This is a genomic window from Alistipes sp. CHKCI003 (genome assembly GCF_900021155.1).
Classification (GTDB): domain Bacteria; phylum Bacteroidota; class Bacteroidia; order Bacteroidales; family Rikenellaceae; genus Alistipes; species Alistipes excrementavium.
In genome coordinates this window covers 74,974-92,650 of record NZ_FCNT01000050.1, presented here as the reverse complement: position 1 = coordinate 92,650, position 17,677 = coordinate 74,974, and the positions used below count along the sequence as shown (strand labels likewise).

Here is a 17,677-nt window from a genome sequence, read left to right as displayed (position 1 = left end):
AGACTCGGCCGCGCGGTGCGCAAGGGCGAACCTTGTTTGAGGATTTGGAGCCGTTGCCGGAATATGATACCCGAAACGCAGGGCATCCGCCGATCTGAATGCGGATAGACCCTCGAAAACACGGGATGAGGAGCACAATCTTGCGAAGCCGAACGACGCCTCGAAACCGCCGGCGACCAGCTCGAAACTGAATGCGTGAACAAAAACCACAGCGACGCGAAGTCGGTACGACCGGGCGCGAAGCCGCCCTCCGCACCCCGCCGGCAGAGGCAGGGCAGGGTCCGTAAAACCGGAGAGGCGGAAACAGATGATGCGGGTTGCGACATGGAGCGGTCGATCGGTAAATTCGGAAATAGGCGCGCCCCGAGAATCCTATCCGAACGATAGGCATAAAAAGAGGGCGCGGTGTCAATCTTCTACCGTAGGTATTGGGATACCCGTAATCAGTTGATTGTCCTGCGCCCCTGTTTTGCCCCGCTCGCACGCAGCGAGCAGGACATAACAAGGACTGACAACTTATATACCCGATTACTGCAAAGTTCCCAATTTTACGGTAGGTATAAAGAGTTGTTTACCCTTTATGTGTTATGTCCGTCGGCTATGCCGAACTATCTATCTGCAAAGTTAGCATAATTTCTGCATCCGTTAAAGTCTGTGCGCAAATATAGGAAAAATCCCGTCAATAAGTATTCGCGAGTATGTATAAAAATTAAGATTTGCTTATTTTTTTGCATTCATGGTTAAATCTTCTCGATATTATGTAAATTCCAAATTCGTTGAGCGGGTTGCGCAACGAATAAAAGAGTTGCGCAACGAGCATAACCATACACAGGAATATCTTATCGAGAAGGTGCATTTGAGCATCAATAGCTATGAAGCCGGGACAAAAATTCCAACGTTGATGTCATTATTTAAGATTTGCGAATTTTACAACATCACTCTTGGTGAATTTTTCGCTCCCCTAAATTACCCGCCGAAAAAATAGCCGCATAAAGCCCCAACGCAGAGACGGAACGCCTTTACCTTATAAAACAGTCTGACAGTGCAGCAGACAGACCCCATATTAGTCGATTTAATAGCCAACCGGTTACGCGAAATTCGGGAACGGCATAACCATACCAAAGAGTATGTCTTGCACGAAACCGGATTGGGTATTTCCGATTACGAACGAAAAACAAAATTCCCGACATTGGCTTCGATCGCTAAATTCTGCAAGTTATATCATATCTCTCTTGAAGAGTTTTTCTCCGGTATAATCTATCCGAAAAAATAGTACGTTCACGCCTCACCCGATAAAATAATTCGAACGACTTGCGATCCAAAGACGAAAAACTAAGAGAGATGGTTGCCCGACGTATGTGCCAGATTCGGGAGGCACACAACCACACACAAGAGTATTTAACCAACAATACTCGGCTAAAAATATGGGAGTACGAAAGTAAAAGGAAATTTCCTTCGTTGGAATCCATCGCTACATTCTGTAAATTTTACGATCTGTCTCTCGACGAGTTCTTCTCCGGTATGACCTATCCGAAAAAATAGCCGTATGAAAACGACGAAATCTTTTACCATGTAAATATAAAGTGTCTGTTTTTGCGAACGTGAAACAAAATAAGACAAAATACACAGATGCATTACTGTCTGAAATGATGATTAAACGCATCAAAGAGTTGCGGAACAACAATCATCACTCCCAAGAGTTCGTAATCGAAAATACCGGTGTAGATGTTTCTCACATTGAAAACGGCCGAGATACCCCCTCCGTTCTTTCTATATCGAGGTTATGCAGGTTCTATGAAATCACGCTCGGCGAGTTTTTCGCGCCGCTGAACCATCCCCCGAAAAAATAGCGCGATCCCGCCGAGACCGCAATCGGCAGGGCAAGGTCCGTAAAACCGGATGTGCGGAAACAGATGATGCGGGCTGCGACATGGAGCGGTCGATCGGTAAATTCGGAAATAGGTGCGCCCCGAAAATCCTATCCGAATTATAGGCATAAAAAAGCAAGGGACGCAAGTACAAGTCCTTTCAGGAGGCATTGGGATACCCGAAATCAGGAATGTACTGCGCCCTTGCAAGTCCCGCCCGCCGGCGAAATCACAGCCCCCAGTCCGCAGGATCGTACGTATCTTTCGGCGCATGGGGCACATTCGGGAAAAAGGTGAAGCCCGTCATGCGCTCCAGTTCGCTCACCGACATCATCATCGAAGCGTTCGGCCTGAGCCCCTTCTGGCTCTTGTGCTCCAGCATGAACACTGCGCATTTCAGCTCGTCGGCCGTACACTCGGCCACCGACTTGTGCGTATTGCCCTTCTTGGTGCGAAGCAGCACCTTATAATAATGCGTGGGAATCACCGTACTGCCGACTTTCGTGTTCTCGTCCGCCCAATAGCAGCCGACCACCTGATAGAGCGTGTCGGCGCACCACTGTCCGTCGGTGAAATCCTCGAGGTTGTTCCAAGCGCCGCCGCCCGTATTGAAGCCGTTCTGCATCTGCGGTGCGATGTTCGAATAGTAAAAAACCTGTTTGTTGGTCTCGCGGCTGACCGTGCGATCGCTCGACCCCAGCATGTGGCCGCGCGTATAGCCGCTCCACTTGCCGGCCTGCGTGAACCCGAGCGTAGGATCCTGCGCATAGGCGTCGGTGCGCTTGGCGCTGCCCTTGTAGCTGGAGTGCATCGGCGCGGCTACCCAGACGGGGCTCATCCGCTCGCGGCTGTAACAGACCGTATAGTTGCGGATCGACGCGGCATCGGGACGCATGTGGTAGGTATAGTAATAATCGCCCTTCTTCACGAGTTCCGCGGGCATCTCGGCCCAAGACTTCCCGAAAAGAGCCGTCCCCGGGTCGGGGTCCGGATCGGGATCAGGCGTGGGATCGGGCGTGGGATCGCCGCCGCCGAAGCGCGTTACGGCAACGGTGTATTCGGCCGAGCTGGAAGAGACGGTAAAACTGCTCCGCCCCACGGGAGCGTCGGTCAGAAGGATCAACCCGTCGCCGCTGCCGATCCGACGGTCGGTCTGCGGGGCCGGATCGCCCGACGCGATCCGCCACACGTCGTTCGACTCGACGGACACGACATTCGTATCGGGATTCGCAGGATCGTAGATCAGCGACGTGGGGTAAACCCGCAGATAAGGCTCCTTCTCCGATTCGGAGGAGCATGCCGCCGCCAACAGCGCGACGGTCAGCAACAGCGATCTCCAACGCAACGTGCAGGAGATCGACGACAGAATTTTTTTATTCATAGGCCCATTTCTTTCGCCGGGCTTCAAATATAAGCATTATTTATGTAATCTCGCAAAAACATTCGCTCCGACCGGCTCCGCCGGCCGAAAAGGGAGCTTATTTTTTGATATTCGGGCCGCTTTTCGTACCTTTGCGCGAAACGCGAAACAGAACGAAAAACGACATACAATGGCTATCGAACTCAGCGAACAGGAACAATTGAGACGCCAGTCCCTCGCCGCGCTGCGCGAGCTGGGAATCAATCCCTACCCCGCCGCAATGTACGACGTGAACGCCACCGCACGCGAAATTACGGAGCACTACGACGAAGCGAAAGGCAACTTCCGGCAGGTGCGCATCGCGGGCCGCATCATGACGCGCCGCATCATGGGCAGCGCCTCCTTCTTCGAACTGCAGGACCACACGGGGCGCATACAGGTCTACATCCGCCGCGACGACATCTGCCCCGAGGGCGATCCGACGTTCTACAACACCGTCTTCAAGAAACTGCTCGACATCGGCGACTTCGTGGGGGTCGAAGGGTCCGCCTTCATCACCAAGACGGGCGAACTGTCGGTGCACTGCCGCCGGCTCACCCTCATCTCGAAGTCGGTGCGGCCGCTTCCCGTCGTGAAGGAGAAGGACGGCCGGACGTTCGACGCCCTGACCGATCCCGAAGTGCGCTACCGGCAGCGCTACGTGGACCTCGCGGTCAATCCGCAGGTGCGCGACGTCTTCGTCAAGCGCGCCCGCATCATCCAGACCATGCGCGACTTCTTCAACGAGCGGGGCTACGTCGAGGTGGAGACCCCGATCCTGCAACCCATTCCGGGCGGTGCGGCCGCCCGGCCCTTCATCACGCACCACAATGCGCTCGACATGGACCAATACCTGCGCATCGCCAGCGAGCTCTACCTCAAGAAGCTGATCGTGGGCGGGTTCGACGGCGTATACGAATTCGGCAAGAACTTCCGCAACGAGGGCATGGACCGCACGCACAACCCCGAGTTCACGGTGATGGAGATCTACGTGGCCTACAAGGACTACCTCTGGATGATGGAGTTCACCGAGCAGATGCTCGAACGGGTGGCGCTGGCCGTCAACGGCACCACGGAGGCGGTGATCGACGGCAAGCCGATCTCGTTCAAGGCCCCCTTCCGGCGTCTGACGATGACCGACGCCATCCGCGAAAAGACGGGCTACGACATCACGGGCCAGAGCGAGGAGCAGCTGCGCGAAGCGTGCCGCCGGCTCGGGGTCGAGACGGACGCGACGATGGGCAAAGGCAAGCTCATCGACGCCATTTTCAGCCAGTACTGCGAGGCCGATCTCGTGCAGCCCACCTTCATGATGGACTATCCGATCGAAATGTCGCCTCTGAGCAAACGCCACCGGAACGATCCCGGTCTCACGGAGCGTTTCGAGCTCTTCGTCAACGGCAAGGAGCTCTGCAACGCCTACTCGGAGCTGAACGACCCGATCGACCAGCTGGAGCGTTTTCAGGAGCAGCTGCGGCTCTCGGAGAAGGGCGACGACGAGGCCATGTTCATCGACATGGACTTCGTGCGGGCGCTCGAATACGGCATGCCCTCCTGCTCGGGCATGGGCATGGGCATCGACCGTCTGACGATGTTCATGACGGGGCAGCCGTCGATTCAGGACGTGCTCTTCTTCCCGCAGATGCGGCCCGAAAAGAAGACCGCGAGCGACCCCGCGGAGAAGTACACCGAAATCGGCGTACCCGAAGAGTGGGTGCCCGTGATTCAGAAAATGGGCTATCCGACCGTCGAATCGCTCAAAAAACTGTCCGCCGGCAAATTCTTCAACGACCTGTGCGGCTTCAACAAGAAAAACAAACTCGGCCTCAAGGCCCCATCAATCGAGGAGGTGAAACGCTGGTGCGAGGCATAGGGCGGCCGACCGCCGCGGCACAGCGAACGAAAGAACCGGAGAGAGATGAAAAGAATCATCGGAATATGGGCGGCTCTCGTCGTCGCCCTGTCGGGATCGGCCCAGACCGCGCCCGGCGATCCCGGCCCGAAGGGTGCGGCGCGGCGCAATGCCGCGCAGACTGCCGGCCAACCGGTACCGGAACTTCGTTTCCGGAGCGACGGGCGCTTTCGCATCATGCAGCTCACCGACCTGCACTACACGGAGAGCGAACGGCAGTCGGGGCATGTGCTGCCGATGGTCGCGGAGCTGATCGAACGTGAAAAACCGGACCTCATCGTCCTTACGGGCGATGTGATCTATGCGCGCAATGCGGAGAAGCTGCTCCGCCGCATCGGCGGATTTCTGCATAAACAGGGCGTACCCTATGCCGTTACGCTCGGCAACCACGACGCCGAACAGGGGCTCACCCGAGCCGAGGTGTACGACATCGTGCGCACGCTGCCCGGCTGCGTCAATGCGCGCTACAACCCTGCCGGCGAACGGCAGGGCGATTTCGTCATTCCCCTCGCGGCGACGGACGGATCGTGCGCCGCGGCGCTCTATGTGATGGATTCGAACGACTACAATGCGGACGACCACTCCTATGCCGGCCTCGAAGCGGAGCAGGTGGCGTGGTACGTGCGGCAGAGCGAAGCGCTGGAGGCCCGCTGCGGCCGCAAAGTCAATGCGCTCGTATTCCTGCACATTCCGCTGCCGGAATACCGCGAGGCGTTCGACGGCGATCCGCAGGCCGTGGGTTTCCGGCTCGAAAAGGAATCGCCCGGGCGCGACAACCGCGGTATGTTCGAGGCGATGGTGCGGCGCGGCGACGTCGCAGGCGTATTCGCCGGACACGACCACGCCAACAACTACGTCGCTCTGAAAGAGGGCATCGCACTCGGATACGGCCGTTACAGCGGCGGATTCGCCGAATATCAAGAACTGCTGAGCGGCGCACGCATGATCGAGTTGCGTCAGGACCGGACGGGATTCGCCACATGGGAGCGGCTGGCCAACGGCCGCGAAATGCGCAGAACCGTCTTCCCGAGGCAATAGAGGTCGAGAGCCGGGACCAGACGAACCAGACGAACCAGACGGCAAACCGCCCACGCCGCCATAGCAGAGTGGACAGACCGCCGCCGAAAGAGGCGAGGCAAGGCGACGGACAGGAGACCGCGGCTCCGCGACAGGCGGGGGCCGGGAAGGGGGGGGGCCGCAGCACAACGGAATGTTTAACCAACAAGCAATAAAGGAGAAGGAAAATGAGAAGTAAAATCGTTGCAGGCAACTGGAAAATGAACACGCTTCCGGCCGAAGGTGTCGAACTGGCAAAAAACATCGTCGCAGGCAAAGGTTCGGTTTGCGAATGCGTGCACTTCATCGTGTGTCCGCCCTATACGCATCTATCGGAAGTGGCGAAGGTCCTCGCGGGCACCGGGATCGCACTCGGTGCGCAGAACTGTGCGGCCGAGGAGAAGGGCGCCTACACGGGCGAGGTATCGGCCGCGATGATCGCCGCGCTCGGCTGCAGGTACGTCATCCTCGGCCACTCGGAGCGCCGGCAATACTACGGCGAAACCTCCGCGACGCTCAACCGGAAGATGGAACAGGCCTATGCCCACGACCTCGTGCCGATCTACTGCGTGGGCGAGAACCTCGAAGAGCGCGAAGCGGGCAAACACTTCGACGTGGTGAAGGCGCAGATCGAAGAGGTCGTATTCAACCTCACGCCCGCACAGTTCGCCCGGCTGATAATCGCCTACGAACCTGTCTGGGCCATCGGCACCGGCAAAACCGCCACAGCCGAGCAGGCACAGGAGATACATGCGTACATCCGCAAGGTGCTGTCCGAGAAATTCGGTGCGGCAGCGGCCGAAACAGCCATCCTGTACGGCGGTTCGTGCAAACCCTCGAACGCCGCGGAACTCTTCGCCAAAGAGGACGTGGACGGCGGTCTGATCGGCGGCGCGGCGCTCAAGGCGGAGGATTTCCTCGCCATCGGAAGCAACGGATTCGGCAAATAAACGATTTCCGCACGAGAGACCGACCGAAGATTCGTCCGGACCGGAGGTCGCAATTTCGTTTCGGACGGAGAAGCACAGGCGGTTCGTCCGCTATTCGGGGCCGATTCGGTTCCGGCTGGGATTTCACCCGCCCCGCATGCGACCGACAAGAGGCTGTCTGATACGTTTAGACAGCCTCTTTCGTTCCCGCCTCCATCCCGAAATAACTTTTCCCGAACGTGCAATTCTCCAAGAGGACACACATCGCCGTACAGCCTCATTCGATCCACGGCCCCGATTCCACCGACCGGAAAATTCCGTCAGCCCCGGGATTCGCAATTCCGTCATCGTCCGCCGAAATCCCCTGAGTGAAAAGAAGCATCCGATTGCCGGTCGTCCTCATCCGAACCGCGCTTCCGTCATTCGTCGCCCCGAAAACCCCTTCGCAACACCGCACCGCTTCATCCGCAGCACACGGCTCAACGGCCGGATCGGAGCGAATCGCAGAACAGGCGCCTCGACAAAGATAAAATTCCTCGTTCCTCCTCCTTGTCCCCGCAGGAAAAACACCGCGGCCATTTCCAACCGCAGAACCGTGCCTTTCGGACCTCGAAACGAGAAATGAAAAGTCCATCGAGGCGAAAAAGCACCCTTGCCGTCCGGGCCGCCATGAATGAAAAGCCATAAGGAGACGGACACCCGCACGTTTTCTCGAACGAACGTTTATCGGCACGACCGCAGCAAAACGACTGACCCCGAACCTTCCGGCATCTTCACCGTCCCGGATGCCCCTTGTCCCGACCGAATCCGCCTCACGGCTCATTCCGCCGAATATTCGCAATACACCGCCCCTCCCAAAAGCAGTCATCGCCTTCACGGAAAATCCTCTTGCATCGAGGCTTGCCAACCGCGCGTTTCGGCCGTCTCAGCCGCCGTTTTCGTCCGGTCCCAAAGCACCGGTCGTCCGCATGCCGCCTCTACCGCCTCCAGATATTCCGCGATCGGCGTCAACCCGGCCGCCGCACGCAGCGAACCGCGCCGTGCCGCATCTTCGACCGGCCAGAGCCGCAAGGCCCCCCCCTCCCATTCGGATCCGCTGCAAACGTCTGCGAGCCGTAGTGCTGCGGCAATTTGTCATGCATCCGCATGCGATCGAACGCCGATGCATCATCCGCCATTTCGATCGTACCTTTCGCCGCAGCCTTTTCGACCATCGGCAGATAGCGTTCAATATCCACCGGCGAAGCATTGCTGAATCACCAGCCGGATTGCTCCGTTCGCCTCCTCGGAAATCCGGCCGGCCCTCCGCACGCACCGAGCATTCCGAAAACGAACCGTCGATTCACGCTGTCGCCCTGTCGCTGGCGGACGAGTGCCAGCGACAGCGAGTCCGTGGCAACAGGCTGCCGGACGTACAAACGCATGACCTCCTCGCGGATTTCCCGATCCGCCGCATGTACCGCACGAAGCAACGAATCGAGCTCCGTACACTCCGCCCCTGACGGGTTTTGAGCCGCAGCCCATGAGAAGGTAAAAAGAGCGATCGAGGTCGACCACAATACCCTGATTCATCGTGTTTGAATCCGAAGGATAATCAAAGTTACCAAAATTCCGAATAACGGCTCATCGGATCGCGGACATTTTCCCATACCGGAAAATGCCTAACGAGCCCGGTTTATCCCCCCCCCCGTTTTCTTTTTTCCTTACAGCCGCTTCTCCATCCCGGTCTTCCCCCGAACATAGCCGGGAAACATACCGCCGCAAAAAAAACGTTGAATTTCTTTCGTCCGTTTCCCGCCTCGGCATAGCTCGAACGAGTTCGGCTCTGCACTCGGCTTAACGAAAGGGTTGAATTCCTTTCGTCCGTTTCTCGCCCCGGCATAGCTCGAACGAGTTCGGCTCTGCGCACGGCTTAACGAAATGGTTCGCTTTTCGAACCGCAGATTCCCGGCCTCGCCCCTCCTTGCGAGCTAAAGCCGGGAAACATACCGCCACCCAAAGCCGGCCGTTTTCCTTACTGCCGGTTCCCGGTCCCGAACAAAAGCCGGAACGACTTCCGTCGTCCGGCAATATTTCGTATATCCGCAGCGGAACAGGACCCCGGCACAGACACCCGACATGCAATCGGCCCTACTCCGCAACATCCGCTGAACAGTACGAAAAAGGGGCTGTCCGACAAGTCTCAGACAACCCCTTTTTCGGTCCGTAAGCAATTCGTTACATCTTCTTGCCCACGTTCGTCTTCTTAGCCGCTTTCGGAGCGGCAGTCTTGACCGCGTTTTTCGGAACTGCGGGATTCGCGGCCTTCGGAGCCGCAGCCTTTTTGGCCGGAACTTTCTTTGCAGCTTTCGCTTCACCGTCTACGACCGTAGCCTCCTCGACTGCGTCGACGTTTTTCGCAGCAGCGGATTTGCGCGAACGGCGCGTCTTGGGCTTCGCAGCCTCGGCCGTGGGAACCACACCCAACGTATAGGCTTCGTTGAAATCGACGAACTCGATGATGCACATATCGGCGGCATCGCCCAGACGGAACCCCGTCTTGAGGATACGCGTGTAACCGCCCGGACGATCGGCGATCTTCGGAGCGATCGCGCGGAACAGCTCCGCGACAGCCTCCTTCTGCTTCAGGTACGAGAAGACTACGCGGCGCTGATGCGTCGTATCCTCCTTCGACTTCGTAACCAGAGGCTCGACAAACTGCTTGAGGGCCTTGGCTTTCGCTACCGTAGTCTCGATGCGCTTGTGCAGGATCAGCGACGACGCCATGTTCGACATCAGCGCCTTGCGGTGCCCGGCCTGACGGCCAAGGTGGTTGAAATTCTTATTGTGTCTCATAATTAGTCTTTATCAAGTTTGTAGATAGATACGTCCATACCGAATTTGAGGTTGAGCGAAGCCAGCAGCTCGTCGAGCTCCGTCAGCGACTTCTTGCCGAAATTCCGGAATTTCAGCAGGTCCGTGCGGTTCAGCTTCACCAAATCACCCACCGTATCGACGTCGGCCGCTTTCAGGCAGTTCAGGGCCCGAACGCTCAGATCCTGATCCGACAACTTCGTTTTCAACAGTTGGCGCATGTGAAGCACGTCTTCGTCGAACTCTTCGGTACCGTTGTTGTCCTCCATGTTGACCGTGATCTTCTCGTCCGAGAAAAGCATGAAATGCTGGATCAGAATCTTCGCAGCCTCCTTCAACGCCTCCTTCGGATGGATCGATCCGTCGGTCGTAATCTCCAAATTCAATTTCTCGTAGTCGGTCTTCTGCTCCACGCGGTAGTTCTCGATCGAATACTTCACGTTTTTGATGGGCGTGAAGATCGAGTCGATCGGCAGCGTACCGAATTCGCACTCCGCAGGAGTGTTCTCCTCCGCAGGCACGTATCCGCGGCCCTTGCCGATCGTCAGCGTGAGTTGCATTTTGGTGCCGGGCGCGAGGTGGGCGATGACCAGATCGGGATTCAGCACCTTGAAGAACGAGAGGTAATTCGAGATATATCCGGCAGTAAGCTCCGTAACACCCGCAACGTTCACCGACACCTTTTCGGCATCCTGGTTATCTACTGTACGGATAAAACGAACCTGCTTGAGATTCAGAATGACGTCGATCATTCCTTCCATCACACCGGGGATAGCGGCGAACTCGTGGTCCACAGCGGCTACCTTGACGGTCGTGATCGCGTATCCCTCCAGCGACGAGAGCAGGATACGGCGCAGGGCGTTACCGACGGTCATGCCGAACCCGGGCTCCAACGGACGGAACTCGAACTTTCCGAACGACGAAGTGGATTCGAGCATGATAACCTTCTCAGGTTTCTGGAATGCTAATATTGCCATATGAATGAATTTGTTTAATTACTATTTGGAGTACAACTCGACGATAAGCTGCTCTTTGATGTTCTCGGGTATCTCCTCGCGTTCGGGTTTCTGCAGGAACTTGCCGGCCATCGCCGCACCGTCCCATTCGAGCCAAGCGTAGCGGCTTCTCGAACCGCCTGCCAGAGACGCCGTGATCGCCTCCAAACTCTTCGACTTCTCGCGCACCGAAACAATATCGCCGGCCTTGAGCGAGTACGACGGAATGTTCACCACATTGCCGTTCACGCAGATGTGGCGATGCGAGACGAGCTGACGGGCCGCGGCGCGCGTCGGGGCGATCCCCAGACGGTACACCACATTGTCCAGACGGCACTCGAGCAGCTTCAACAGGTTTTCGCCCGTGATGCCGCCCATGCGGGCAGCCGTCTCGTACGTACGGGCGAACTGCTTCTCCAGCAGGCCGTAGGTATATTTAGCCTTCTGCTTCTCGCTGAGCTGCGTACCGTACTCGGACACCTTCTTGCGCTTGCGCATCAAACCGTGCTGTCCGGGAGGATAGTTGCGCTTCTCGAGCACTTTGTCCGCACCGTAAATAGCTTCGCCGAACTTTCGGGCGATCTTCGATTTTGGTCCTATGTATTTTCCCATTGTAATGACTTTTTAAAAAACCTTGAATTTTTCCGTAACCCCAGCCGATTATACGCGGCGGCGGTTAGGAGCACGGCAACCGTTGTGCGGCAGCGGAGTAACGTCGATGATCTCCATCACTTCGAGACCCGCACCGTGGATCGTGCGCACGGCCGATTCGCGGCCTGCACCCGGACCTTTGACATAGACCTTCACCTTGCGCAGACCCATGTCGTAGGCGACCTTCGCGCAATCGGCGGCCGAAGTCTGAGCAGCGTAGGGAGTGTTCTTCTTAGAACCGCGGAAACCCATCTTGCCGGCCGAAGACCAGCTGATCACATCGCCGTTTTCATTGGTGATGGTGATGATTACGTTGTTGAAAGTCGAGTGAACATAGGCATTGCCCGTGGCACCCACCTTGACAACCTTCTTCTTGACTGTTCCAGTTTTCTTTGCCATAACTCTCTACGATTACTTAGTTGCCTTTTTCTTGTTAGCGACGGTCTTCTTACGGCCTTTGCGCGTGCGGGCATTGTTCTTGGTCGACTGGCCGCGAACGGGCAGTCCCAGACGATGACGGATGCCGCGGTAGCAGCCTATATCCATCAGTCGCTTGATATTGAGCTGCACGGCCGAACGGCACTCGCCCTCGACCTTGATGCCCATCTCGGCGATCGTCGAACGGATGGCGCTCACCTGATCGTCGTTCCAATCCTGAACTTTGAGGTCGTAGCCGATACCGGCGGCCTCGAGAATCTTGCGGGCTGTGGAACGACCGATACCGTAAATGTAGGTAAGGCCGATCTCGCCGCGCTTGTTTTTTGGTAAATCTACACCGACTATACGTGCCATAAATTCTCTTTTTCTTCTTTAAAAAACGGTTTGATCACTATCCCTGACGCATTTTGAATTTGGGATTTTTCTTGCAGATGACGTAGAGTTTACCCTTACGCTTCACAATCTTGCAATCTTCGCTGCGTTTTTTGATGGATGCTTTTACTTTCATGATTTTCAAGCAATCTGTTGTTATTTGTACCTAAAGGAGATTCGGCCCTTCGTCAGATCGTAGGGCGTCATCTCCACTTTCACTTTATCCCCGGGAAGGATCTTGATGTAGTGCATCCGCATCTTTCCGGAGATATGGGCCGTGAGCACGTGGCCGTTGTCCAGCTCGACGCGAAACATCGCGTTGGACAGGGCCTCGATGATCGTTCCGTCCCTTTCGATAGCAGCCTGTTTTGCCATAGAGTCTTAATTTTTGAGTGCGTTTTCGATGATACTAAAGTCGGTCAGCACGTCGGGGCCGTTCTTGCGCACCGCCACCGCGAACTCGAAATGAGCCGCCGGCTTGCGGTCCCGCGTGCGGACCGTCCAACCATCCTGTTCGAAAACCACCGCTTTGGTCCCCATGTTGATCATGGGTTCGATACAGATGACCATGCCCTCCTTGAGCAAAGGTCCTCTGCCGCGCGCGCCGTAGTTCGGAACACCCGGGTCCTCGTGCATTTTGCGACCCAGTCCGTGTCCCTCCAACTCGCGCACGACGCCGTAGCCGAAGCTCTCGGCGTATTCCTGCACGGCCGCCGACACATCGCCTACGCGGTTGCCGGCTTTGGCCTGCGCCGTACCTTTATGAAGAGCCTCTTTGGTAACTTCCATCAGCTGCCACACCTCCGCGGCAACCTCTCCCACGGCGAACGTATACGCCGAATCACCAACAAACCCCTTCATGAACGTACCGCAATCGACCGATACGATGTCCCCCTCCCGGAGGATGCATTTCGAGGATGGAATACCGTGAACTACCTGTTCGTTAACAGAAACGCATAACGAAGCGGGAAATCCCTGATACCCGAGGAAAGCGGGGACGGCACCGTGCGCACGGATGAACTCCTCGGCCACGGTGTCGAGCTCCTTGGTGGAGACGCCCGGCCGAATGTGCTTGCCCACCTCGGCCAGGGTCTTGCTCACCAGAATGTTGTTTTCGCGGAGCAACTCGATCTCCTCGTCTGTCTTTAAGTATATCATTTTTCGTCTGACTCTTCTGAAAAACCTCCTAATGGCGGCCTTGAATACGGCCGGTCTTCATCAGGCCGTCGTAGTGGCGCATCAGCAGGTAGCTCTCGATCTGCTTCAGAGTGTCGAGCACCACACCCACCATAATCAGCAGCGACGTACCTCCGTAGAAGTAGGCGAACGCCTGCTGGATGCCGAGGAATTTCATGGCCAGCGCGGGCAGGATCGCTACGATAGCCAAGAAAATCGAACCGGGGAGCGTAATGCGCGTCATGATGGTGTCGATGTAGTTCACGGTCTGCTTGCCCGGTTTCACGCCCGGAATAAAGCCGCCGTTGCGCTTCATGTCATCGGCCATCATTTGAGGATTGATGATAATCGCGGTATAGAAATAGGTGAACGCGATTACCAGCACCGCCAACGTGAAGTTGTACCAGAAACCGGTCATCGTGCTGAACGCAGCGGCGAAGGCCGTACCGGTGAACAGGGCCGGAATAAACATCAGAGCCTGCGCGAAGATGATGGGCATCACATTCGCGGCATTCATCTTCAGGGGGATGTACTGACGCACACCGCCGTACTGTTTATTGCCGACGATACGTTTGGCGTACTGCACAGGCACCTTGCGGACAGCCTGCACCAAGGCGATCGTTGCCATGAAGACAAGGAACAGCAGCACCAGTTCGAGGATCAGCATGATGGCACTGCCGGTCGACGTCTGAAAACGCGCGTTGACCTCGGCCAGCAGGGCGTGGGGCAGGCGCGCCACGATACCGATCATGATGATCAGCGAGATACCGTTACCGATACCCTTGTCGGTGATCTTCTCGCCGAGCCACATGATGAACATGGTGCCGGCGATCAGGATCGTCGTCGCATAGGCAACGAAGCCGAACGAATTGCCGTAAACGAACGCAGTGGGCACCTGATGATAGAGGTTTGCGATGTACGCAGGACCTTGGATCACCAGCACGACGATCGTCAGAAGACGTGTCCACTGATTCATCTTACGGCGGCCGCTCTCACCCTCTTTCTGCAGCTTCTGGACCGCAGGAATCATCATACCGGCAAGCTGGATGATGATCGAGGCCGTGATATACGGCATGACTCCCAGAGCGAAAATCGCCGCATTGGCGAATGCACCGCCCGAGAAGACGTTCAACAGGCCCAGAAGCCCGTTGCCCTCCAACTGGCTGGCAAGCGCCGATCCCTCGCCCAAGGCGTTGGGATTGATGCCCGGGAGTACGATGAAACTGCCCAGACGGTAGACCAGCAGAAGGCCGATCGTGTAGATCACACGCTTGCGGAGCTCCTCGATCTTGTAGATGTTCTTGAGCGTTTCCACCACTTTCTTGTTGGTCGCCAAAAGAGCGATAATCACCAAAAAGACGATACCAACTACGAGATACTGATTCATAATTTTCGTCGCTTAGGAGGTTACTTAGAGTTTCTCCACGCTGCCGCCCGCAGCAGCGATAGCTGCCTCGGCGTTCTTCGAGAAGGCGTGGGCCTTCACCGCGAGGGGGCGCGTTACGGCGCCGTTGCCGAGGATCTTCACCTTGTCCTTCGACGACACGATGCCCGCGGCCACGAGCGTCTCGGCAGTGATCTCCGTAAGCGACTTCTTGGCGGCCAGCTCCTCGATCGTCGAGAGGTTGATCGCCTTGAATTCGACCCGTTTCAGGTTCGTGAAACCGAACTTCGGCACACGGCGCTGGAGCGGCATCTGTCCGCCTTCGAAGCCTAATTTGCGCGAATAGCCCGAACGCGACTGGGCACCCTTGTTACCGCGGGTGGCGTAGCCGCCGTAGCCCGAACCGGCACCTCGGCCGATACGCTTGTCGTGGTGCGTTGACCCCTTAGCGGGTTTGAGATTATTGAGTTCCATCGTTTATTACTTTGACCTGTTAGACTTATTTTACCTCTTCGACCTTCACGAGGTGCTTCACACGTTCGATCATACCTTTGATGATCGCCGAATCGTCGTGCTCGACCGTCGCGTTGATCCGCTTCAGACCCAGCGCGTCGAGGTTCCGGCACTGACGCTCCGTGGCGCCGATGCGGCTTTTTACCTGAGTGATTTTCAATCTTGCCATAATCCCTTCGAAAAATTAGCCGTTAAACACCTGAGACATCGGAATGCCGCGGAGCTGGGCCACGCTGCGCGCGTCGCGCAGCTCGCAGAGGGCGCCGATCGTGGCTTTCACCAAGTTGTGGGGGTTCGACGAGCCTTTGCTCTTCGCTAACACGTTCTTCACGCCCACCGACTCCAGCACGGCACGCATGGCACCGCCGGCGATGATACCCGTACCGGGAGCGGCCGGACGCACCATCACGAGCGAACCGCCGTAGCGGAACTCCTGCTTGTGGGGAATCGTGCCGTTGATCACGGGGATTTTCACGAGGTTCTTCTTCGCATCTTCGATGCCTTTCGCAATGGCCGACGTAACTTCCGAAGCCTTGCCGAGGCCGTAGCCCACGACGCCGTCTTCGTTGCCGACCACGACGATCGCCGAGAAGCTGAATGTGCGACCGCCCTTGGTTACCTTGGTAACACGCTGAATGCTCACGAGTCTGTCCTTGAGCTCGAGGTCGCTGGTGCGTACTTTCTTTATGTTCGTATTAGACATATCCGCTTAGAATTTAAGACCGCCTTCACGCGCTGCGTCGGCCAACTGTTTAACTCTTCCGTGATAAAGGTAGCCGTTACGGTCGAACGAAACGACCGAGATACCCTTGGCGGCGGCACGCTCGGCGGCCAGCTTGCCCACGAGCGATGCTACGTCGCTCTTGGTCTTGCCGGCGGCAGCCTCCGCCACCTCCTTGTCCAAAGAGGATGCGGCGGCCAGAGTAACCCCCCTAAGGTCGTCGATAAACTGTACGTAGATCTGCTTGTTGCTACGGAACACAGTCATGCGAGGACGCTCGGACGTACCGCTCACGATCTTGCGGATACGCATCTTGATCCTCTCTCTTCTCTCTATTTTATTCAATGACATAACTCTTCACTATTTACTATTTAGCACCTGCTGATTTACCTGCCTTGCGACGGATCTGCTCGCCTACGAACTTGATACCCTTGCCCTTGTAAGGCTCCGGCTTGCGCAGCGAACGGATCTTGGCGGCCACCTGACCGATAAGCTGCTTGTCCGTGCTCTTCAGCGTTACGATGGGGTTGCCCTTTTTCTCCGTAACGGCCGTAGCGGTTACTTCGGGAGGCAGCATCAGATGGGTGTCGTGCGAGTAGCCGAGACTCATCTCGAGGATATTGCCCTTGACTTCGGCCTTGAAACCGACGCCCACGAGCTCCTGCTTGATTTCGTAGCCTTTCGACACGCCGATGACCATGTTGTTGATCAGCGCACGATAGAGACCGTGCAGCGAACGGTGGCGCGGCTGGTTCGTCGGACGCGACACGATGACGGCGGGAATCTCCTTGCCGGTATGCGCGTCGGTATGGCTGCCGACCTCGACCTTGATGTCCGAGTCTACTTTCAGGCTCAGTGTCCCAAGTGGCCCTTTCACGCTAACCACGTTGTCGGGCGCAACCGTAACGGTAACGCCGGCGGGCAGGTTTACAGGTAATTTACCAATTCTTGACATGTGTATTTTCCCTTTTTTATGAAATTGCGTTAGTAGATGTAGCACAGCACCTCGCCGCCCACATTCTCCTTGCGGGCCTTGGCGTCGGTCATGATGCCTTTGGAGGTCGAGAGAATAGCGATGCCCAAACCGTTCAGCACGCGGGGCATTTCGCTCACCGATGCGTACCGGCGCAGACCCGGGCGGCTGACGCGCTTGAGGTCCTTGATGGCGTTCGTCTTCGTGGCGGCATCCCACTTCAGCGCGATCTTGATGCTGGGATGGCCCTTCTCGTCGGTGTCGAATTTGTAGGCGAGAATATAGCCCTGTTCGTAGAGAATCTTGGTGATCTCCTGCTTAATTTTTGAACCGGGAGCTTCAACCACTTTGTGGTTGGCTTTCACCGCGTTTCTAATTCGGGTCAGAAAATCCGCAATAGGATCTGTCATAATGAATTAAAAGTTAAAAATTAAAAA

21 protein-coding genes are annotated in these 17,677 nt (G+C 56.6%); 5 read left to right on the top strand and 16 right to left on the bottom strand.

The genetic code is table 11. The annotated features are described in order from the left end of the window. Positions 1-736 precede the first annotated feature (736 nt). Positions 737-985, top strand: a complete 249-nt coding sequence (locus BN3659_RS06245) for a helix-turn-helix transcriptional regulator (RefSeq protein WP_091535403.1) — start codon at positions 737-739, stop codon at positions 983-985. Positions 986-1,646: 661 nt separating this feature from the next. Beyond that, entirely contained in the window at positions 1,647-1,850 is a 204-nt protein-coding gene (locus BN3659_RS13660; RefSeq protein WP_091535408.1) for a helix-turn-helix domain-containing protein, read from the top strand. A 247-nt stretch (positions 1,851-2,097) separates the two neighbouring features. Here BN3659_RS13660 and BN3659_RS06225 read toward each other — a convergent pair whose 3' ends face one another. Further along, positions 2,098-3,249 (bottom strand): DNA/RNA non-specific endonuclease, encoded by a 1,152-nt coding sequence (locus tag BN3659_RS06225; RefSeq protein ID WP_091535399.1) that lies wholly within the window; start codon positions 3,247-3,249, stop codon positions 2,098-2,100. Between the two features lie 169 nt (positions 3,250-3,418). On the opposite strand from BN3659_RS06225, the gene lysS reads away from it, so the two are divergent. From lysS to tpiA, 3 genes are all read left to right on the top strand, one after another. Further along, positions 3,419-5,140 (top strand): lysine--tRNA ligase, encoded by a 1,722-nt coding sequence (gene lysS, locus BN3659_RS06220; RefSeq protein WP_091535398.1) that lies wholly within the window; start codon positions 3,419-3,421, stop codon positions 5,138-5,140. A gap of 45 nt (positions 5,141-5,185) precedes the next feature. After that, positions 5,186-6,217 (top strand): metallophosphoesterase family protein, encoded by a 1,032-nt coding sequence (locus BN3659_RS06215; RefSeq protein ID WP_091535397.1) that lies wholly within the window; start codon positions 5,186-5,188, stop codon positions 6,215-6,217. A 206-nt stretch (positions 6,218-6,423) separates the two neighbouring features. After that, the gene (gene tpiA, locus BN3659_RS06210; protein ID WP_091535395.1) at positions 6,424-7,185 is read left to right on the top strand and encodes a triose-phosphate isomerase; all 762 of its coding nucleotides are present in this window, start codon (positions 6,424-6,426) and stop codon (positions 7,183-7,185) included. A 2,196-nt stretch (positions 7,186-9,381) separates the two neighbouring features. On the opposite strand, the gene rplQ is transcribed toward tpiA, so the two are convergent. Genes rplQ through rpsH form a run of 15 tightly spaced genes read right to left on the bottom strand, consistent with a single transcriptional unit; the run spans position 9,382 to position 17,650 of the window. Then, positions 9,382-9,999, bottom strand: a complete 618-nt coding sequence (rplQ, locus tag BN3659_RS06190; protein ID WP_091535391.1) for a 50S ribosomal protein L17 — start codon at positions 9,997-9,999, stop codon at positions 9,382-9,384. A gap of 2 nt (positions 10,000-10,001) precedes the next feature. After that, a complete protein-coding gene (locus BN3659_RS06185; RefSeq protein ID WP_091535390.1) occupies positions 10,002-10,994 on the bottom strand; it encodes a DNA-directed RNA polymerase subunit alpha in 993 nt (330 codons plus the stop codon). A gap of 21 nt (positions 10,995-11,015) precedes the next feature. Beyond that, positions 11,016-11,624, bottom strand: a complete 609-nt coding sequence (gene rpsD, locus BN3659_RS06180; RefSeq protein WP_091535389.1) for a 30S ribosomal protein S4 — start codon at positions 11,622-11,624, stop codon at positions 11,016-11,018. Positions 11,625-11,672: 48 nt separating this feature from the next. After that, positions 11,673-12,062 (bottom strand): 30S ribosomal protein S11, encoded by a 390-nt coding sequence (gene rpsK, locus BN3659_RS06175; RefSeq protein WP_091535388.1) that lies wholly within the window; start codon positions 12,060-12,062, stop codon positions 11,673-11,675. A gap of 12 nt (positions 12,063-12,074) precedes the next feature. Then, positions 12,075-12,455 (bottom strand): 30S ribosomal protein S13, encoded by a 381-nt coding sequence (gene rpsM, locus BN3659_RS06170; RefSeq protein ID WP_091535386.1) that lies wholly within the window; start codon positions 12,453-12,455, stop codon positions 12,075-12,077. A 37-nt stretch (positions 12,456-12,492) separates the two neighbouring features. Beyond that, complete coding sequence (ykgO, locus tag BN3659_RS06165; RefSeq protein WP_010262443.1) at positions 12,493-12,609, bottom strand: type B 50S ribosomal protein L36; 117 nt, start codon at positions 12,607-12,609, stop codon at positions 12,493-12,495. A gap of 20 nt (positions 12,610-12,629) precedes the next feature. Continuing rightward, positions 12,630-12,848, bottom strand: a complete 219-nt coding sequence (gene infA, locus BN3659_RS06160; protein ID WP_009597667.1) for a translation initiation factor IF-1 — start codon at positions 12,846-12,848, stop codon at positions 12,630-12,632. Between the two features lie 6 nt (positions 12,849-12,854). Next, positions 12,855-13,631: a type I methionyl aminopeptidase gene (map, locus tag BN3659_RS06155; RefSeq protein ID WP_091535384.1), complete on the bottom strand. Its 777-nt coding sequence runs from the start codon at positions 13,629-13,631 to the stop codon at positions 12,855-12,857. Positions 13,632-13,659: 28 nt separating this feature from the next. Next, a complete protein-coding gene (gene secY, locus BN3659_RS06150) occupies positions 13,660-15,036 on the bottom strand; it encodes a preprotein translocase subunit SecY (protein ID WP_091535383.1) in 1,377 nt (458 codons plus the stop codon). A 24-nt stretch (positions 15,037-15,060) separates the two neighbouring features. After that, entirely contained in the window at positions 15,061-15,507 is a 447-nt protein-coding gene (gene rplO, locus BN3659_RS06145; protein WP_091535381.1) for a 50S ribosomal protein L15, read from the bottom strand. 25 nt (positions 15,508-15,532) lie between these two features. Further along, positions 15,533-15,715, bottom strand: a complete 183-nt coding sequence (gene rpmD, locus BN3659_RS06140) for a 50S ribosomal protein L30 (RefSeq protein ID WP_091535379.1) — start codon at positions 15,713-15,715, stop codon at positions 15,533-15,535. Between the two features lie 15 nt (positions 15,716-15,730). Next, positions 15,731-16,249: a 30S ribosomal protein S5 gene (gene rpsE / locus BN3659_RS06135; RefSeq protein WP_091535378.1), complete on the bottom strand. Its 519-nt coding sequence runs from the start codon at positions 16,247-16,249 to the stop codon at positions 15,731-15,733. A 6-nt stretch (positions 16,250-16,255) separates the two neighbouring features. Continuing rightward, positions 16,256-16,618 carry a 50S ribosomal protein L18 gene (rplR, locus tag BN3659_RS06130; RefSeq protein WP_091535376.1) on the bottom strand — a complete coding sequence of 121 codons (363 nt, stop codon included), beginning with the start codon at positions 16,616-16,618 and terminating at the stop codon, positions 16,256-16,258. 16 nt (positions 16,619-16,634) lie between these two features. Then, positions 16,635-17,222, bottom strand: a complete 588-nt coding sequence (gene rplF / locus BN3659_RS06125; RefSeq protein WP_091535375.1) for a 50S ribosomal protein L6 — start codon at positions 17,220-17,222, stop codon at positions 16,635-16,637. Between the two features lie 29 nt (positions 17,223-17,251). Beyond that, a complete protein-coding gene (gene rpsH, locus BN3659_RS06120; RefSeq protein WP_091535374.1) occupies positions 17,252-17,650 on the bottom strand; it encodes a 30S ribosomal protein S8 in 399 nt (132 codons plus the stop codon). Positions 17,651-17,677: the final 27 nt, after the last annotated feature.

Excerpts from the sequence above, each read along its gene's own strand:
- ykgO (WP_010262443.1), bottom strand. The coding sequence starts at position 12,609 with ATGAAAGTAAAAGCATCCATCAAAAAACGCAGCGAAGATTGCAAGATT.
- rpsD (WP_091535389.1), bottom strand. The coding sequence starts at position 11,624 with ATGGGAAAATACATAGGACCAAAATCGAAGATCGCCCGAAAGTTCGGC.
- infA (WP_009597667.1), bottom strand. The coding sequence starts at position 12,848 with ATGGCAAAACAGGCTGCTATCGAAAGGGACGGAACGATCATCGAGGCC.
- secY (WP_091535383.1), bottom strand. The coding sequence starts at position 15,036 with ATGAATCAGTATCTCGTAGTTGGTATCGTCTTTTTGGTGATTATCGCT.
- rplQ (WP_091535391.1), bottom strand. The coding sequence starts at position 9,999 with ATGAGACACAATAAGAATTTCAACCACCTTGGCCGTCAGGCCGGGCAC.
- BN3659_RS06225 (WP_091535399.1), bottom strand. The coding sequence starts at position 3,249 with ATGAATAAAAAAATTCTGTCGTCGATCTCCTGCACGTTGCGTTGGAGA.
- rplF (WP_091535375.1), bottom strand. The coding sequence starts at position 17,222 with ATGTCAAGAATTGGTAAATTACCTGTAAACCTGCCCGCCGGCGTTACC.
- rplO (WP_091535381.1), bottom strand. The coding sequence starts at position 15,507 with ATGGAACTCAATAATCTCAAACCCGCTAAGGGGTCAACGCACCACGAC.
- BN3659_RS13660 (WP_091535408.1), top strand. The coding sequence starts at position 1,647 with ATGATGATTAAACGCATCAAAGAGTTGCGGAACAACAATCATCACTCC.
- rpmD (WP_091535379.1), bottom strand. The coding sequence starts at position 15,715 with ATGGCAAGATTGAAAATCACTCAGGTAAAAAGCCGCATCGGCGCCACG.
- rplR (WP_091535376.1), bottom strand. The coding sequence starts at position 16,618 with ATGTCATTGAATAAAATAGAGAGAAGAGAGAGGATCAAGATGCGTATC.
- BN3659_RS06245 (WP_091535403.1), top strand. The coding sequence starts at position 737 with ATGGTTAAATCTTCTCGATATTATGTAAATTCCAAATTCGTTGAGCGG.
- lysS (WP_091535398.1), top strand. The coding sequence starts at position 3,419 with ATGGCTATCGAACTCAGCGAACAGGAACAATTGAGACGCCAGTCCCTC.
- BN3659_RS06215 (WP_091535397.1), top strand. The coding sequence starts at position 5,186 with ATGAAAAGAATCATCGGAATATGGGCGGCTCTCGTCGTCGCCCTGTCG.
- rpsE (WP_091535378.1), bottom strand. The coding sequence starts at position 16,249 with ATGTCTAATACGAACATAAAGAAAGTACGCACCAGCGACCTCGAGCTC.
- BN3659_RS06185 (WP_091535390.1), bottom strand. The coding sequence starts at position 10,994 with ATGGCAATATTAGCATTCCAGAAACCTGAGAAGGTTATCATGCTCGAA.
- tpiA (WP_091535395.1), top strand. The coding sequence starts at position 6,424 with ATGAGAAGTAAAATCGTTGCAGGCAACTGGAAAATGAACACGCTTCCG.
- map (WP_091535384.1), bottom strand. The coding sequence starts at position 13,631 with ATGATATACTTAAAGACAGACGAGGAGATCGAGTTGCTCCGCGAAAAC.
- rpsM (WP_091535386.1), bottom strand. The coding sequence starts at position 12,455 with ATGGCACGTATAGTCGGTGTAGATTTACCAAAAAACAAGCGCGGCGAG.
- rpsH (WP_091535374.1), bottom strand. The coding sequence starts at position 17,650 with ATGACAGATCCTATTGCGGATTTTCTGACCCGAATTAGAAACGCGGTG.
- rpsK (WP_091535388.1), bottom strand. The coding sequence starts at position 12,062 with ATGGCAAAGAAAACTGGAACAGTCAAGAAGAAGGTTGTCAAGGTGGGT.